The 16,447-nt window shown below is 72.2% G+C and carries 15 protein-coding genes and 3 tRNA genes; 2 read left to right on the plus strand and 16 right to left on the minus strand.

Annotated features, from left to right (window positions below):
- Positions 1 to 35: 35 nt before the first annotated feature.
- The 4 genes from ACFVU7_RS24760 to ACFVU7_RS24775 all read right to left on the minus strand — a co-directional run bounded on the left by ACFVU7_RS24760 (position 36) and on the right by ACFVU7_RS24775 (position 2,870).
- Positions 36 to 1,130, minus strand: a complete 1,095-nt coding sequence (locus tag ACFVU7_RS24760; RefSeq protein ID WP_053112322.1) for a class E sortase — start codon at positions 1,128 to 1,130, stop codon at positions 36 to 38.
- A gap of 5 nt (positions 1,131 to 1,135) precedes the next feature.
- Positions 1,136 to 1,801 carry an aminodeoxychorismate/anthranilate synthase component II gene (locus ACFVU7_RS24765; RefSeq protein WP_074002166.1) on the minus strand — a complete coding sequence of 222 codons (666 nt, stop codon included), beginning with the start codon at positions 1,799 to 1,801 and terminating at the stop codon, positions 1,136 to 1,138.
- A 55-nt stretch (positions 1,802 to 1,856) separates the two neighbouring features.
- The gene (locus ACFVU7_RS24770) at positions 1,857 to 2,036 is read right to left on the minus strand and encodes a hypothetical protein (protein WP_049656795.1); all 180 of its coding nucleotides are present in this window, start codon (positions 2,034 to 2,036) and stop codon (positions 1,857 to 1,859) included.
- 69 nt (positions 2,037 to 2,105) lie between these two features.
- Positions 2,106 to 2,870 (minus strand): DUF881 domain-containing protein, encoded by a 765-nt coding sequence (locus tag ACFVU7_RS24775; protein ID WP_380745407.1) that lies wholly within the window; start codon positions 2,868 to 2,870, stop codon positions 2,106 to 2,108.
- Between the two features lie 169 nt (positions 2,871 to 3,039).
- Between ACFVU7_RS24775 and crgA the strand changes: the two genes are divergently transcribed.
- Positions 3,040 to 3,288 carry a cell division protein CrgA gene (gene crgA, locus ACFVU7_RS24780; RefSeq protein WP_049656797.1) on the plus strand — a complete coding sequence of 83 codons (249 nt, stop codon included), beginning with the start codon at positions 3,040 to 3,042 and terminating at the stop codon, positions 3,286 to 3,288.
- A gap of 347 nt (positions 3,289 to 3,635) precedes the next feature.
- Here crgA and ACFVU7_RS24785 read toward each other — a convergent pair whose 3' ends face one another.
- Complete coding sequence (locus ACFVU7_RS24785) at positions 3,636 to 4,529, minus strand: rhomboid family intramembrane serine protease (protein WP_388047236.1); 894 nt, start codon at positions 4,527 to 4,529, stop codon at positions 3,636 to 3,638.
- Between the two features lie 260 nt (positions 4,530 to 4,789).
- Between ACFVU7_RS24785 and ACFVU7_RS24790 the strand changes: the two genes are divergently transcribed.
- Positions 4,790 to 5,527 carry a DUF5324 family protein gene (locus tag ACFVU7_RS24790; protein WP_074001946.1) on the plus strand — a complete coding sequence of 246 codons (738 nt, stop codon included), beginning with the start codon at positions 4,790 to 4,792 and terminating at the stop codon, positions 5,525 to 5,527.
- An 83-nt stretch (positions 5,528 to 5,610) separates the two neighbouring features.
- Here ACFVU7_RS24790 and ACFVU7_RS24795 read toward each other — a convergent pair.
- The 11 genes from ACFVU7_RS24795 to recF form a co-directional block, all read right to left on the minus strand.
- Positions 5,611 to 5,683, minus strand: a tRNA-Ala gene (locus ACFVU7_RS24795).
- A 186-nt stretch (positions 5,684 to 5,869) separates the two neighbouring features.
- Positions 5,870 to 5,998, minus strand: a complete 129-nt coding sequence (locus tag ACFVU7_RS24800; protein ID WP_014137031.1) for a DLW-39 family protein — start codon at positions 5,996 to 5,998, stop codon at positions 5,870 to 5,872.
- A gap of 259 nt (positions 5,999 to 6,257) precedes the next feature.
- Complete coding sequence (locus tag ACFVU7_RS24805; RefSeq protein ID WP_117488751.1) at positions 6,258 to 6,620, minus strand: DUF6191 domain-containing protein; 363 nt, start codon at positions 6,618 to 6,620, stop codon at positions 6,258 to 6,260.
- Between the two features lie 167 nt (positions 6,621 to 6,787).
- A tRNA-Ile gene (locus ACFVU7_RS24810) sits at positions 6,788 to 6,861 on the minus strand.
- Positions 6,862 to 6,946: 85 nt separating this feature from the next.
- A tRNA-Ile gene (locus ACFVU7_RS24815) sits at positions 6,947 to 7,023 on the minus strand.
- Positions 7,024 to 7,039: 16 nt separating this feature from the next.
- Positions 7,040 to 8,434 carry a cyclopropane-fatty-acyl-phospholipid synthase family protein gene (locus ACFVU7_RS24820; RefSeq protein WP_074001901.1) on the minus strand — a complete coding sequence of 465 codons (1,395 nt, stop codon included), beginning with the start codon at positions 8,432 to 8,434 and terminating at the stop codon, positions 7,040 to 7,042.
- Between the two features lie 260 nt (positions 8,435 to 8,694).
- Positions 8,695 to 9,450, minus strand: a complete 756-nt coding sequence (locus tag ACFVU7_RS24825) for a DUF3566 domain-containing protein (RefSeq protein ID WP_074002160.1) — start codon at positions 9,448 to 9,450, stop codon at positions 8,695 to 8,697.
- A 150-nt stretch (positions 9,451 to 9,600) separates the two neighbouring features.
- Positions 9,601 to 12,210 (minus strand): DNA gyrase subunit A, encoded by a 2,610-nt coding sequence (gyrA, locus tag ACFVU7_RS24830; RefSeq protein WP_049654618.1) that lies wholly within the window; start codon positions 12,208 to 12,210, stop codon positions 9,601 to 9,603.
- A 56-nt stretch (positions 12,211 to 12,266) separates the two neighbouring features.
- Positions 12,267 to 14,291, minus strand: coding sequence for a DNA topoisomerase (ATP-hydrolyzing) subunit B (gyrB, locus tag ACFVU7_RS24835; protein ID WP_369808323.1), 2,025 nt, complete (start codon positions 14,289 to 14,291; stop codon positions 12,267 to 12,269).
- A gap of 259 nt (positions 14,292 to 14,550) precedes the next feature.
- Entirely contained in the window at positions 14,551 to 15,090 is a 540-nt protein-coding gene (locus tag ACFVU7_RS24840) for a DUF721 domain-containing protein (protein WP_049654619.1), read from the minus strand.
- 193 nt (positions 15,091 to 15,283) lie between these two features.
- Positions 15,284 to 16,417, minus strand: a complete 1,134-nt coding sequence (gene recF / locus ACFVU7_RS24845) for a DNA replication/repair protein RecF (RefSeq protein ID WP_049654621.1) — start codon at positions 16,415 to 16,417, stop codon at positions 15,284 to 15,286.
- Between the last annotated feature and the right edge of the window lie 30 nt (positions 16,418 to 16,447).

The raw sequence follows: 16,447 nt of genomic DNA on the forward strand, positions 1-16,447 counted from the left end.
GCGGTGCTCCCCCTCCGGGCCGGGCGGCCGGGCGGCTACCCGCCCGTGATCGCGGCCGGCTTGCCCTGGGCACGCGGCCGTTCCTCGATCATCTTGCCAAAGACGATGAGGCGGAACTTGGAGGTGAACTCCGGCGTGCAGGTGGTCAGGGTGATGTAGCGGCCCGGACCGGCGTACCCCGCGCCGTTCGGCACCGGCTTGATCACGCTCACGTTGTTGGGGGAGGTCTCCGGGATGCCCCCGGTGACCTCGTAGGTGTAGTAGCCGGCGGCGGTCTCCACCACGATCTTGTCGCCCTTGCCGAGCTGGTTGATGTACCGGAACGGCTCGCCGTGGGTGTTGCGGTGGGCGGCCAGCGCGAAGTTGCCCGCCTTGTCGCCCGGCATCCCGGTTCCCGTGTAGTGGCCGACCAGGCCGTTGTCGAGCACCCCCGACTTGGAGGTGCCCTCGGCGATCGGGAACTTCAGCCCCAGCTTGGGCAGGTAGATGATGGCGAAGCCCTTGCCGGGCTCGAACACCTCGGGCTTGTCCGGCGCCGGGGCCGGCTGCCCCGGCTGGACGGGCGCGACGGCCGCGTTGAACTGCTGCTCCAGCTGGTTGCGGGCCCCGTCGGCGGCCGCGTCGGCCTGCACGTTGGTCCACCAGAGCTGGTACGCGACGAAGAGCAGCATCACCACGCCGAGCGTGATGCACAGCTCGCCGACGCTCCGGGCGGCCACCACGAGCACGGACTCCCGGGGGCGCACCCGCCCGGCGCCGCGGCCGTTCGACCGGCGCCGGCCGCTGCCGGAGCGCAGCGAGGTACGGCCCTGGGCGGCGCGGCGGCGCTCGGCCCGGCCACCGGTGGGGGCCGGTTCGGCGGCCGGCGCGCCGAGGTCCAGGGGCAGCCGCAGCTGGAGGGTCTGGTCGGGCAGCCAGGGGTACTCGGGCCCGTCCACGATGGGCTCCTGGGCCTGCTCGTACACGCCCCAGGCGTCCTCGGGCACGGTCTGCACCGGGATCCCCTGCCGGTACGGCGCACCGCCGGTGCCGTCGTCCTGGCCCGGGTACCGGGGCCCGCCGTACTGCTGCGCGGTGCCGTACGGGTCCGCCTCCGGCTGGAAACGCCCCTCCGGACGCAGCGAGGTCACGCCGGTCAGCCCCGGCCGATCACCGGGGCGAGCCCGGCCGACCGGTCGACCGCCTGCGGGAAGCCGCACTCCGCGAGCCAGTTGGCGAGCATCCGGTGCCCGCCCTCGGTGAGCACCGACTCGGGGTGGAACTGCACGCCCTCGACCGGCAGTTCACGATGCCTGAGCCCCATGATCACGCCGCTCCCGGTGCGCGCGGTGACCACCAGTTCGGCCGGCACGGTGGCCGGCTCGACCGCGAGCGAGTGATAGCGGGTCGCGGTCAGCGGCGAGGGCAGGCCCTCGAAGACGCCGCCGTCCTCGTGCTCGACCGGCGAGGTCTTGCCGTGCAGCAGCTCGGGCGCCCGGCCGACCACGGCGCCGTACGCGGCCGCGATCGACTGGAGGCCCAGGCAGACGCCGAACACCGGCAGCCCGATCCGCGCGCAGTGGTGCACCATCTCGATGCAGACCCCGGCCTCCTCCGGGGCGCCGGGCCCGGGGGAGAGCAGCACCCCGTCGAAGCCCTCGTCGCCGGAGCGGCGGACGGCGTGCTCGACGGTCACCTCGTCGTTGCGCACCACCTCGCAGGTGGCGCCGAGCTGGTACAGGTACTGGACCAGGTTGAAGACGAAGCTGTCGTAGTTGTCCACCACCAGGATGCGGGGCGGAGTGGTCGGCCGGGTCGTCATGCGCGCGTGGTCTCCGTGGGGTGCGGTGCGGGAAGGGAGTGCCGGGCCCGCCGGCTCAGCCGGTCGCGGCGCCGTCGCCGCCGTCCACTGTGACGTCGCCGAAGGGGAGCAGCGGTTCCGCCCACGGGAAGACGTAGGTGAAGAGGAGGTAGACGATCCCCAGCACGAGGAGCAGCGAAATGACGGCCCGGACCAGGGTGTTCCCCGGGAGGTGACGCCAGATCCAGCCGTACATGGTGCTCCCTCGACGTAGCGGACTGGGTTAAAGAGTAGACCCGCCGTGCGCGCCCGCGGGGCCGGTCCGCTACTGCTGGCCGCCCGCCGAACGCAGCTCGGTGGTGCCGGAGTAGCCGGGCAGGCTCAGCTCGCCGCTCTCCTGGACCTTCCAGCCCAGCCCGTACGCCTGGACGTACTGGAGGTAGTTGCGGACCGTCGGGTCCGCCTCGACGGCCGAGCGCAGGGTGTCCGTCCGCCCGACCGCCCTGACCACGTACGGCGGGGAGTAGACCCGGCCCTGGAGCAGCAGGGTGTTGCCGACGCAGCGGACGGCGCTGGTGGAGATCAGCCGCTGGTCCATCACCTGCACCCCTTCGGCGCCGCCCCGCCACAGCGCGTTGACGACGGCCTGGATGTCCTGCTGGTGGATGACCAGGTCGTTGACGCCGGGCTCGGGCACCCCCGGGATGCGCGCGGTGGCGTTCGGCGGGGCGTCGTTGAGGGTGACGGTCAGGCCGCCGCCCTGGAGCGGCTCCAGGGCCGCGCCGGAGCGCAGGCCGCCCAGCTGCGCGGCGTTGGCGGGGTCGTGGCCCTGCTGCTCGGTGAGCTGCTGGGCGCGGGCCTGGAGGTCGGCGAGCTGGGACTGCGCCTGCTGGTTCTGGGCGCTGCGCTGGCGGACCACGTCGCCGAGGCTGAGCAACGAGTTGTCGGTCCGCAGGTCGGTGCCGCGGGCGGTCTGCGCGCTGATGTAGAAGAGCAGTCCGGCGAGCGCGAAGACGGCGCAGGTCAGGGCACGTCCGACAATTCGGGTGCCGGAACGGCGGGTACGGGCCGGCTCAGGGGGAATCGACAAATTAGTCACCGTACCCTTATCTCCTCTAGACCCGCCGAGCCACTACGCTAACGGACGCCGGTGGCATGTGGCGGAGCGGTCCCCAGGACGTTTCTCCACAGCCGACCGCGGCCGATTCCACCCGCTGCACCCTGCGCGGTCTCACAGCGCATCGACAGGAGAGCTCCTCGTGCCGAAGTCTCGACTCCGCAAGAAGTCCGACTACACCCCGCCGACCACGGCCGCGGTGAAGATCAGTTCGGGCCGTGGTTGGGTCGCGCCGCTGATGCTCGCGCTGTTCCTGATCGGCCTGGTGTGGATCGTCACCTACTACGTGACCAGCGGCACCTACCCGGTCGAGAGCTGGCGCAACTGGAACATCCTGGTCGGCTTCGGCTTCATCGCCGCCGGCTTCGGCGTCTCCACCCAGTGGAAGTGACGCTCCGCCCGTCCTGAGGCTCGGCTTCGAGCCGTTTCCCGCCGCTCCGGATCGCTCGTCCCGGGGCGGCGGTCAGGCGTGCCCGGAGCCGGGCGGGAGCGCACCGGAATCCGGTCGGTTATCCCCACCATCGGACTGTCGGGCTTATCCACATGGTTATCCACACTGGGGAAAAGTCCCCCGGGCCTGTGGATAACTTTCCCCGGTGGGCCCGTCCACAGCTGTGCACAATTCCCCGGGAACGGGAGAACCGCACAGCAGGACACGCGTAGAACAACAGTCCACACCCCGGTGGTCGCACAGCCTGTGCACAACCCCGCACCCGCTGTGGACAAACGTCCGAGGGGTCAGGCCCCGTAGAGGGCCGTCCCGGCCAGCAGCATCCCCGCCTCGACCGCCACCGCGCCCGCCACCGTCAGCCCCTGCACCAGGCCACGGCGCTCGCGCGGGGCGTACATCAGGCCGACCGCCGTCAGCGAGCCGAGCAGCAGGCCGCCGACGTGCGCCCGCCAGTCGACGCCCGGGCGGGAGAAGGTGACCACCAGGTTGAAGACCAGGAACGCCATCGCCGGGCCGAGCGGGCCCCTGTTCCGCAGCTGCAGCACGATCGTGGCGCCGATCAGCCCGAAGACCGCCCCGGAGGCGCCCACCGAGTTCATCCAGCCGCCGGCCACCAGGAAGGCGAAGGTGCTGCCGCCCAGGCCGGAAACCAGGTAGAGGGCCAGGAAGCGGAGCCGGCCGAGCGCCTCCTCCAGCGGCGGGCCGAGCCAGTACAGCACCAGCATGTTCATCCCGACGTGCCACCACTCCAGGTGCAGGAAGGTGGCGGTCAGCAGCCGGTACCACTGGTCCGGGCCGTCGGCGATGCCCGCCGGGCCGCCGAGGATGTCCCGCCCGGCGCTGAACAGCGACCAGGTCTGGCCCAGCCGCGGGGTGAGCACGAAGGCGGCCAGCACCCAGACCACGATGTTGAGCCCGATCAGCACCCGGGTGACCAGCCCGCCGTCGGCGGCCAGGGCCCCGCCGAACCGGGTGGTCGCCTGCCGCGACCCGGTGTGGCCGTTGCCGACGCACTCGGGGCACTGGAAGCCCACCGAGGCGGTCACCATGCACTGCGGGCAGATCGGCCGCTCGCAGCGGGTGCAGGAGACCCCGGTGGGGGTCTGCGGGTGCCGGTAGCAGTCGGGCGGTCCGGCCTCCGGGGACCGGTCGACCGACGGCCTCGGCTCGTCCGGGAGCATCAGCGGGTCCCCTTCCCGTACACGACCTCCGAAACCGCCAGCCTACTGCCGCGCCCCCGCCCCCGGACCGGCTCCCCCACAGCCGGACCCGGCTTTCTCCGCCCCGCCGGGGGCGCTGTCCTCACGCCCGCCCCGTCCGGCCCGCCCCGGCAGGGGCCCCGCGTACGGCCCACCCCGACATGCCTCCGGACAAATCAGCATGCATGATCAGCATTCAGGTGGATATGTGCATAAAGGACACCACCCAGGAGGAGAGACTCGTGAGCTTTTCGGATTCGGCCCGTGAGACGGCCACCAGGACCCGGGACACCGCCGCACAGTTCGCGGACGGCGCCAAGCAGCGCCTCGGCCCCGCCTTGGACGCCTTCGGTCCGAAGGCCGCACAGGCCGCCCACCACCTCCGCTGCCAGTACGACCGGCACCTCGCCCCCCAGTTCGGCCAGGCCTTCGCCAACCTGCCGCCGGAGGCCCAGCAGAACACCCTGAAGGCCCTCCACCGGGCCCAGGAGGCCGCTCTGGCGGCCCGCCTGTCCGCCGCCCGGGCCGCGGACCAGGCGCGCGCCACCGTCGGCCCCAGGGTCGCCCAGGCGGTCGAGGAGGCCCGCGCCACCGTCGGCCCGGTCGCCCACGAGGCCCAGGCCCGCGGCGCCGCCGCGCTGACCGCCCTCCAGGGCAACGTCAGCTCGGCCGAGATCAGCGAGCTGGCCGCCCGGAACGCCAGGAAGGAGCAGTGCAACCGCCTGGCCACCGGCCTCGCCGTGGCCGGCCTGCTGGCGATCGGCGGCGGCATCGTGGCCTGGCAGTGGTGGCGCCGGCACAGCAACCCGGAGTGGCTGGTCGAGCCCCCGGCCCCGCAGGAGCCCCGGCCGGCCGGGGCGCACGCCGCCTCCACGCCGGTGAACGGCTCCGGCCCGGAGGCCGTCGCCGAGTCGACGGACGGGTCCCCGACCGCCGGGAAGGACGGCCCCGCCGCCGAGGACGGCCCCGGGTCGCGCTGACCGTACGGGCGAACGCCCGCAAACGCCGATCGGCCGCCGACCAGGATCCTGGTCGGCGGCCGATCGGCTACTGCTGTGGGCTGTGGAGCATAGGAGACTCGAACTCCTGACATCTGCCTTGCAAAGGCAGCGCTCTACCAACTGAGCTAATGCCCCTCGACGGCACCGCGCGCGTGCCAACGGGCACTAGCGTACCGGTTTCCGGCGCGATTCCCAGCGCCGTCCCCCCGGAACGGTGCCGTTCCAAGGGGTCGGCCGGTCCGGTTCGTCGACCGGGCCGGCCGGCCCGGGAGGCGCCGACGGGCGCCTCCGGAGTTCGTCGATCGTCAGATCGCCGGGGGCTCAGCGACCGGCCGGGACCGGGTCGGTGGCCTCGGTCCACAGGTCCTGCTCGGCGCGGTCCGCCTGGACCTGACGGTAGACAAAGAAGCCGCCGAGGGCGACCAGGGCGACCAGGAGAAGCTTCTTCACCGCGGGACCTCGTCCTTCTTGCGTTGGTGGACTCAAGAGCCGGATCCGGCCGGACTGACCGGGCCGACGAGTCCAGTTGTGTTTCGAGCGCGAACGGGCGGCCGGGTGCCAGACTGCCCTTGCGGCCGATGATACACACCGGTGTCCCAATCGTGACCAGCCACCGGTGCGGCCAACCCGGCGGTCCGGTCCCAGGATTGACGCCGCACCTCCTGGCGGGCGGTCCGACCGTGCCCGGACCGTCCCGCGCGCCCGCGGATCAGACCCGGCCCGCCGAGCCGTCCGCGGGTCCGCCCGCCGTCCCGTCCGCCGGGCGGCCCGGTGCCACCACCACGGCGGTGCCGTTCGCCAGGTCCACCCTGGTCCGCGGCGGCGCCCCCTCGCCCTCCTCGTCCCGCAGCATCAGAGTGCTGCGACGTTCGTCCAGCTCGTGCTGCTTGCCCGCGGCGAACTGCGCGTGCAGCTGCTCGAACCCGGTGGCCGAGATCTGCCCCTCCCGGCCCGTCCCCCGCCAGGGCACCCAGCGGGCGCGGCGCGCCCGCAGTGCCAGTTGATCGAGCGCGGCCAGCACCACCAGGGCGCAGACCAGTCCGGGGATGCTCATCGCCCAGAACACCGCCATGCCGTCACCAACCCTCCACCGTCCCTCCCCCGAGAACCGTCGGGAGGGGCGCGCGGTTCCCGGTCCGGCGGCGGGAACGCGGCGGGCACGCGGCGGGACGCGCGGAGGCAGCGCGGCGGGAAACGTCGAAGGGCCCGGAGTGGATCACTCCGGGCCCTTCGGGGAGGTGGGCCTAACAGGACTTGAACCTGTGGCCTCTTCCTTATCAGGGAAGCGCTCTAACCGTCTGAGCTATAGGCCCTCACCGATGAGAGATCGTACCGGATGCCGGCCGATCCGCGAAAACGCCGAAGGGCCCGGAGTGGATCACTCCGGGCCCTTCGCGGTGGTGGGCCTAACAGGACTTGAACCTGTGGCCTCTTCCTTATCAGGGAAGCGCTCTAACCGTCTGAGCTATAGGCCCTTGCCGCACTGAAAGATTAGCGGACCGACGGCCGATCTCCCAAATCCGGGTCGGCCGGGGCTGCGGCGGCACCCCCCGCGACCAGCTGCGGCGCACCCACGGAGGGGCGCAGCAGCCACTCCTCGCGGGTCGGCGGCAGGCCCGCCGCGCCCTCCTCGGTGCTGCGGACGGCGAGGACCTGGTTGATCCCGATCCGGTTCTGCTCGAAGGCGAGCGCGGAAGCCGCCATGTACAGCCGCCAGACCCGGGCCCGGCCGCGGCCGACCAGCCGGACCGCCTCCGTCCAGTGCGCTTCCAGGTTGGCCACCCACTCGCGCAGGGTCAGCCCGTAGTGCTCCCGCAGCGACTCGACGTCCCGGACCTCGAAGCCGGCCTCCTCCAGCCGGGCCACCGTGGACCCGACGGGGGAGAGCTCGCCGTCCGGGAAGACGTAGCGGTCGATGAAGGGGCTGGTGCGGTGCGGCACCCCGGGGATGTCGGGGCGGCGGGCGATCTGGTGGTTGAGCAGCCGGCCGCCGGGCACCAGCAGCCGGTACAGGCCCTCGGCGTAGACCCGGTACTGCTCGGAGCCGACGTGCTCGGCCATCCCGACGCTGGAGATCGCGTCGAAGGGCCCGTCGGTGATCTCCCGGTAGTCCTGGAGCCGGACCTCGACCCGGTCGGACAGCCCGGCCTCCTCGACCCTGGCGCGGGCCAGCGCGACCTGCTCCGTGGAGATGGAGACGCCGACCGCGGTGACCCCGTAGTGCTTCGCCGCGTGCAGCAGCAGCGAGCCCCAGCCGCAGCCGACGTCCAGCAGGCGCATCCCGGGGCGCAGGCCGAGCTTGCGGCAGATCAGGTCGAGCTTGGCCTCCTGGGCCGCCTCCAGGCTCTTCGCCTCGGGCGCCCAGTAGGCGCACGAGTAGACCATCGAGGAGCCCAGCACGATCCGGTAGAAGTCGTTCCCGACGTCGTAGTGGTGGCTGATGGCCGCGCGGTCGCGGCTGCGGCTGTGCAGCCGCCCGGGGGCCCTGCGGACCTCCTCGCGGGGCGGCTCGGGCTCGAGGCCGACCGCCCCGGCCCGCAGCGCGGCGGCGAGCACCCGGCGGCCCTTGGGGCCGAGCGCCTCGCGCGGCCCGAGGGCCAGGGTGCGGACCTCCGGCCGCTCGGCGAAGCGGGCGACGGCGGAGAGCGTCTCGTACAGGTCGGTGCCGGGGGCGAGTTCCAGGTCCCCCGCGACGTAGGCCCGGGCCAGGCCCAGCTCACCCGGCTGCCAGACCAGCCGGCGCAGCGCCCGGCGGTTGCGCAGGACCACGGTGGGCGCGCCCGGCGGCCCGGCGGTGCTGCCGTCCCAGGCCTGTACCCGCAGCGGTACCGGGACCCCCAACAGCCCTTCGAGGGCTTCGACCAGTTGACCTGCGAGCTTCGCCACCGCGCGCCTCCGTCCAGTCGTCCTGCGGAACCTCAGCTGACCCGGTCGGGCGGACCGGGGGCGGCCTGCGGCACTCCCAGGCGCGGGACGGGCGGCACCCAGCTTGTCCCACCGCGGCCGCCCGGTTTCCGGGTGGCACGCCGCGGGCGGCCGGCTGTCACCCGAAATGCCGACGGGCCCCACCCGCTGCAACAGCGGGTGGGGCCCGTGCATTCCGTCCGCGGACGGGGAGCTGAGCGAGCGTCAGGATCCGGCCGGGATCAGTCCTCCTCGGCCAGGGTGAGCTCGACGCCGCCGGTGAAGCCGGCCGCCGCGTTGTAGATGAACGCGGAGAGCGTGGACAGGGCGGTCAGCAGGACGACGTCGACCACGGCGATCAGCGTGGTGAAGGTCATCACCTTGCCGAAGCCGACGTAGTCCATCAGGTTGAGGCCGCCGCTGCTGTCCGAGCCGGTGACGTCCTTGAGGGTCTTGGTCAGCGAGTCGAAGACGCCGAGCGAGTCCAGCGTCATCCACAGCACGGCCGCGGCCACGATGATGATGATGCCGACGGCCAGCGACAGCAGGAAGCTGACCTTCATCACCGACCACGGGTCCACCTTGGTCACCCGCAGCCGGGCCTTGCGGGTCCGGCCGAGGCCGGCCCCCCCGGTCGCGGCCGCGGGGGCACCGGCGGGGCGGCGCGCCGCCCCGGTGGGGGTGCCGCCGGCCGGGGTCGCCCCGACCGGGGTCCCGCCCGCCGGGGTGTGGCCCGGGCTCCGGGTGCCCCGGGCCGGGGTCGGCTGCCCCTTGGCGTACGTGGTCGGCTGCGAGAAGCCGGCCTGGCCGCTCGGCGGCGCGGGCGTCTGCCCCCCGTAGGTCGCACCGCTCTGGCCCGCTCCACCGGCCGGCGGCATCAGCGAGGTGGACGCGGCCGAGTGCTCGGTCGGCGGCTGCGGAACGCCGTACGCACCCCCGCCCTGCGCGCCCGGACGGCCGCCGGAGGTTCCTCCCGCAGCACCCGTGGCTCCACTCACCTGGTCCTCCCGCACTTCCCACCAGGACGGCGGCGCCGCCCTGCTTCGTCACTCGTCATCCAGCGCCCGGCGGGATTGCCCGGAACTGGTCGGCGTCCGGTGCCGCCGCATCCATACTCTGGACGCGGCGGCACCGGTCTGCGGTTCGGTTCAGGCCTCGACGTCTCCGTCGACCGCCGTCTCCGCTCCCTCGGCCGTCTCGGTGGACTCGGTACCCGCCACCTCGTCCTCCGCCGTCTCCTCGTCCTCGGCCTCCGCGTTGCGGGCCATGCCCACGACCGCGTCGCGCTTTCCGAGGTTGATCAGTTGGACGCCCATGGTGTCACGTCCGGTTTCACGAACCTCGGAAACCCTCGTGCGGATCACCCCACCCGAGAGGGTGATCGCCATGATCTCGTCGGATTCGTCGACCACGAGCGCGCCGACCAGCGAGCCCCGGCCCTCGACGATCTTCGCCGCCTTGGTGCCGTAGCCGCCGCGTCCCTGGACACGGTACTCGTCCACCCCGGTGCGCTTGGCGTAGCCGCCGTCCGTGGCGGTGAAGACGTAGGTGCCCGGACGGACGACGTTCATCGAGAGCAGTTCGTCGTCCTCGCGGAAGGCCATGCCCTTGACGCCGGAGGTGGCGCGGCCGGTCGGGCGCAGGGCGTCGTCGGTCGCGGTGAAGCGGATCGACTGGGCCTTCTTGGAGACCAGCAGCAGGTCGTCCTCGGCGGAGACCAGCTCGGCGCCGATCAGCTCGTCGTCCTGGCCCTCCTCGTCCTGGCGCAGGTTGATCGCGATCAGGCCGCCGGAGCGCGGCGAGTCGTAGTCCTTGAGCGCGGACTTCTTCACCAGGCCGGCCCGGGTGGCGAGGACCAGGTACGGCTTGTCCTCGTACGTCCGCACGGCCATCACCTGGGCGATGTGCTCGTCCGGCTGGAAGGCCAGCAGGTTGGCGACGTGCTGGCCGCGGGCGTCGCGCCCGGCGTCCGGCAGCTCGTAGCCCTTGGCGCGGTAGACCCGGCCCTTGTTGGTGAAGAACAGGATCCAGTTGTGGGTCGTCGTCACGAAGAAGTGGTCGACGATGTCGTCCTGCTTCAGCTGGGCCCCGCGCACGCCCTTGCCGCCGCGCTTCTGCGAGCGGTAGAGGTCGGAGCGGGTCCGCTTGACGTAGCCGCCACGGGTGATCGTGACGACGATGTCCTCCTCGGCGATGAGGTCCTCGATGGAGAGGTCGCCGTCGGAGGGGATGAGGGTGGAGCGCCGCTCGTCGCCGTACTTGTCGACGATCGCGGTGAGCTCCTCGGAGATGATCTCCCGCTGGCGGACCGGCGAGGCCAGGATCGCGTTGTACTCGTCGATCTTGCGCTGGAGCTCGTCGTGCTCGTCCATGATCCGCTGGCGCTCGAGGGCGGCCAGCCGGCGCAGCTGCATCTCCAGGATCGCGTTGGCCTGGAGCTCGTCGATGTCGAGCAGGCCCATCAGGCCGGTGCGGGCGGCGTCGGCGCTGGCCGAGGCCCGGATCAGCGCGATGACCTCGTCGATCAGGTCCAGGGCCTTCAGCAGGGCGCGCAGGATGTGGGCGCGCTCCTCGGCCTTGCGCAGCCGGAAGGTGGTGCGCCGGACGATGACCTCGACCTGGTGGTTGACCCAGTGCCGGATGAAGGCGTCGAGCGACAGCGTGCGCGGCACGCCGTCGACCAGGGCCAGCATGTTGGCGCCGAAGTTGGTCTGCAGCTCGGTGTGCTTGTACAGGTTGTTCAGCACGACCTTGGCGACCGCGTCGCGCTTGAGCACGACCACCAGGCGGGTGCCGGTGCGGGACGAGGACTCGTCCCGGACGTCGGCGATGCCGGCGATCTTGCCGTCCTTGACCAGGTCGGCGATCTTCAGCGCGAGGTTGTCCGGGTTGACCTGGTACGGCAGCTCGGTGATCACCAGGCACTGGCGGCCCTGGATCTCCTCGACCTCGACCACGGCCCGCATGGTGACCGAGCCGCGGCCGGTGCGGTAGTAGTCGTCGATCCCGCGGCGGCCGACGATCAGCGCGCCGGTCGGGAAGTCGGGGCCCTTGATCCGCTCGACCAGGGCGTCCAGCAGCTCCTCGGCGGAGGCCTCCGGGTTCTCCAGGTACCAGAGCGCGCCGGAGGCGACCTCGCGGAGGTTGTGCGGCGGGATGTTGGTGGCCATGCCGACCGCGATGCCGGTGGCACCGTTGACCAGCAGGTTGGGGATGCGCGCGGGCAGGACGGTCGGCTCCTGCGAGCGGCCGTCGTAGTTGGGCGCGAAGTCGACGGTCTCCTCGTCGATGTCGCGCATCATCTCCATGGCCAGCGGCATCAGCTTGCACTCGGTGTAGCGCATCGCCGCCGCCGGGTCGTTGCCCGGGGAGCCGAAGTTGCCGTTGCCGTCCACCAGCGGCATCCGCAGCGACCACGGCTGGGCCAGGCGGACCACGGTGTCGTAGATCGAGGTGTCACCGTGCGGGTGGTAGTTGCCCATGACGTCGCCGACGACGCGGGCGCACTTGTAGTAGCCCTTCTCGGGCCGGTACCCGCCGTCGTACATCGCGTAGAGCACGCGGCGGTGCACCGGCTTGAGGCCGTCGCGGACCTCGGGGAGCGCCCGGCTGACGATCACGCTCATCGCGTAGTCGAGGTAGGAGCGCTGCATCTCGGTCTCGAGCTCGACCGGCTCGATCCGCATGGTCACCTGGGCGGTGCCCTCGGCTGCGGGGGTCTCGGGCTGTTCGCCTTCGGGACGGTTGTCGTCGACCACTGGTGGTCAGTTTCCTTTCACGCGGACTGGAACGTGCGGGGCCTGCGGTGCAGGCGTCACACGTCCAGGAAGCGAACGTCCTTGGCGTTGCGCTGGATGAAGGAGCGGCGCGCCTCGACGTCCTCGCCCATCAGCACGGAGAACAGCTCGTCGGCACGGGCGGCGTCCTCCAGGGTGACCTGGAGCAGCAGGCGGTGCTCGGCGTCCATGGTGGTGACCCGGAGCTCCTCGGCGTTCATCTCGCCGAGACCCTTGAAGCGCTGGATCGCGTCGTCCTTGGGCAGCCGGCGCCCGGCCTCCACCCCGGCCGCGATCAGCGCGTCGCGCTCGCGGTCGGAGTAGGCGTACTCGAAGTCGTCCTTGCCCCACTTGATCTTGTACAGCGGCGGCATGGCGAGGTAGACGTACCCGGACTCGACCAGCGGCCGCATGAAGCGGAACAGCAGGGTGAGCAGCAGGGTGCGGATGTGCTGTCCGTCGACGTCGGCGTCGGCCATCAGGACGATCTTGTGGTACCGCAGCTTGGACTCGTCGTAGTCCTCCTGGATGCCGCAGCCGAAGGCCGAGATGAGCGCCTGGACCTCGGTGTTCTGGAGGACCTTGTCGATCCGGGCCTTCTCGACGTTCAGGATCTTGCCGCGGATCGGCAGGATGGCCTGGGTGCGCGGGTCGCGGCCCTGCTTGGCCGAGCCGCCGGCGGAGTCACCCTCGACGATGAAGATCTCGCACTCGGACGGGTCCTTGGACTGGCAGTCCGAGAGCTTGCCCGGCAGCGAGGCGGACTCCAGCAGGCCCTTGCGGCGGGTCAGGTCGCGGGCCTTGCGGGCGGCGACGCGCGCGGTGGCGGCCTGGATGGACTTGCGGATGATGTCCGCGGCCTCGTTGGGGTTGCGGTCCAGCCAGTCGTTGAGGTGCTCGTGGACGACCTTCTGGACGAAGGTCTTGGCCTCGGTGTTGCCGAGCTTGTCCTTGGTCTGGCCCTCGAACTGGGGCTCGCCGAGCTTGACCGAGATGATCGCGGTCAGACCCTCGCGGATGTCCTCGCCGGAGAGGTTGTCGTCCTTCTCGCGGAGCAGCTTCTTGTCCCGCGCGTAGCGGTTGACCAGGCCGGTCAGCGCGGCGCGGAAGCCCTCCTCGTGGGTGCCGCCGCCGTGGGTGTGGATGGTGTTGGCGAAGCTGTAGACCCCCTCGGTGTAGGAGGAGTTCCACTGCATCGCGATCTCCACCGAGATCGCCTTGTCCTTGTCCTCCGCCTCGAAGTCGATCACCGAGGGGTGGACGACCTCACCCTTGCGGGAGTTGAGGTGGGCGACGAAGTCGGCGATGCCGCCGTCGTACTTGTACGTGACGGTGAGCGGCTTGCCCTCCTCGTCCGCGTGCTCGGGGCGCTCGTCGGTCAGCGAGATCGACAGGCCCTTGTTGAGGAAGGCCATCTCCTGGAAGCGCCGGGAGAGCGTCTCGAAGGAGTAGACGGTGGTCTCGAAGATGTCGCCGTCGGCCCAGAAGGTCACCGTGGTGCCGGTGCGGTCGGTCTCCGCGCCCTTGACCAGGGGGGCGGTCGGCGCGCCCATCTTGTAGTCCTGGGTCCAGATGTGGCCGTCCCGGTGGATCTCCACCGAGAGCCGGGTGGACAGCGCGTTCACCACGGAGACGCCCACGCCGTGCAGACCGCCGGAGACGGCGTAGCCGCCGCCGCCGAACTTGCCGCCGGCGTGCAGGACGGTGAGCACGACCTCGACGGCGGGCTTGTCCTGGCCGGGGACGATGTCCACCGGGATGCCGCGGCCGTTGTCGACGCAGCGGATGGCGCCGTCGGCCATGATCGTGACGTCGATGGTGTCGGCGTGCCCGGCCATCGCCTCGTCGACGGAGTTGTCCACGACCTCCTGCACCAGGTGGTGCAGGCCGCGCTCGCCCGTCGAACCGATGTACATGCCGGGGCGCTTGCGGACGGCGTCGAGGCCTTCCAGCACCTGGATGTTGCTACCGGTGTAGGAAGCCTGCTCGGACTGGTCTGGGGTCTGGCTGGGGTTGCCGGAATCGGCCACGAAGCGCCCTCTCTGGCACAGCACGGGTCGCATGCCCACCCCGTACGGGCGGGCGTGCGACCACAGCGTTTCGACTCGGTTGCCACTAGCAACAGTGTTTGGCTTTCAGTCTACCGGTACGACTGACAGAGATGGGCGTTTGGCAGCCCTTGAGGGCAGATATGCCGCCCTGAATCCCCTCGGGACATGTCCCGATACTCGCCCGGGGGGCCCAGGGCGCCTGGAAGGGCTGTCAGGGGTTCCGGAAGATCGCCATCCGATCCGCGCCCCCGCCGGCCGTCCGAGGTCCCGGTCAGCCCCAGGTGTCGCCCGGCCCCTTGCTCCCGGGCGCGCGCAGCCGGCCGTAGCCGCGGGCGGGCGCCGCGGGGCCGAGCACCTTGATGGTCCGGACCGTCCCGTGGCCCAGCTCGTGGTTCAGACGGGCCACCAACTGCCGTGCCAGCCAGCGAAGTTGGGTGGCCCAGGCGGTGGAGTCGCACTGCACGGTGAGCACCGCGGCGGCCTCGTCGTAGGAGGAGGGGTGGCAGTGCGCGGCGATGTCCGGGCCGACGATCTGCGGCCAGCGGCCCATCACCCCGCCGACGGCGGCCGAGGACTCCCAGCCGCGCTCGGTCAGCAGCCGGTTGAGCGCCGCGCCCAGCGGGACCGGGTCGCGGCCGTCCGAGCGGGCGCCGCTGCGCAGGCCGTGCCGCTTCGCCTCGCGCTTCTCCCGGACCTGCTCGCCGCGCTGACGGGCCTGGGCCCGGGCCGCGCGCAGCGCGGAGCGGGCGAGGTCGGCACCGGTCGGCGCCGGGGCACCTGGCTCGGGGGAGTGCTCCGCCGGCTCGCTCACGGCGATCTCCTTTCCCCAGCCTGTGGACAACGGTCGCGGTCGCGCGCCCGCCGAGCCGTCCAGCCTACGGGAGCCGCCGGGCCCCTCGGGCCGGGGCGGGGGCGCGCGGTGCGCGGAAGCGGTCGCGGTCCGGTGACGGCGGTGTGGTGGTGCGGGTGGAGGGGTGTGAAGCGGTGCGGACGCGGGGGCGCGGTCAGGCGTCGACCCGGCGCACCGCGCCGTCGGAGACCGCGAACCGGGCGCCGGCCAGCGCCTTCGGCACGTCCTCGGCGACCGCCGCGGTCACCAGCACCTGCTCGCCGCCGGCCACCAGCTCGGCCAGCCGGTCCCGGCGGGCGGCGTCCAGCTCGGCGAACACGTCGTCCAGGATCAGCACCGGCTCGCCGCCGTCGGCGCGCAGCAGCTCGTACGAGGCCAGCCGCAGCGCCAGCGCGAACGACCAGGACTCGCCGTGGCTGGCGTAGCCCTTGGCGGGCAGCGGGCCGAGCTTGAGCCCCAGCTCGTCGCGGTGCGGGCCGACCAGGGTGACACCGCGCTCGACCTCCTGCTTGCGGACCGCCTGCAGCGCGTTCAGCAGCTGCTCCTCGGCCTGCTCGCGACTGGTCGGCAGCTCGCCCTCGAAGGAGCTGCGGTACTCCAGGGCGGTCTCGCCGCCGCCGGGGGCCAGCTGCCCGTACGCGGCCGCCACCAGGGGCTGCAGGGCGGCCACCAGCTGGATCCGGAAGGCCGTCAACTCGGCGCCGGCGCGGGCCAGATGGCCGTCCCAGACCTCCAGGGTGGACAGGTCCGCGCCCTTGCCGCCGCCGGCCCGGCGGGCCATCGCGGCGGTCTTCAGCAGGGCGTTGCGCTGCTTGAGCACCCGCTCGTAGTCCTGCCGCACCCCGGCCAGCCGGGGTGCCCGGGCGGTCAGCAGCTCGTCCAGGAAGCGCCGCCGCTCACCCGGGTCGCCCTTGACCAGGCTGAGGTCCTCGGGGGCGAACAGCACGGTGCGCAGCAGGCCCAGGACGTCCCGCGGGCGGACGTTGTCGGAGCGGTTGATCCGGGCCCGGTTGGCCTTGCCCGGGGTGAGCTCCAGCTCGATCAGGGTGGACCGGCCGCGGTCCACCACCGACGTGCGGACCACCGCCCGCTCGGCGCCCAGCCGGATCAGCGGGGCGTCGGTGGCGACCCGGTGGCTGCCCAGGGTGGCCACGTAGCCGATCGCCTCGACCAGGTTGGTCTTGCCCTGGCCGTTGGGCCCCACGAAGGCGGTCACGCCCGGGTCGAGGGGAACCTCGGCCCGGGCGTACGACCGGAAGTCGGCGAGCGACAGGTGCGCGACGTGCATGGCTGTGGACTGCGCCCGCCTTCTTGGGGA

Origin of the sequence: Kitasatospora sp. NPDC058046, assembly GCF_042885595.1 — a bacterium.
In the GTDB taxonomy this organism is placed as follows: Bacteria; Actinomycetota; Actinomycetes; order Streptomycetales; family Streptomycetaceae; genus Kitasatospora.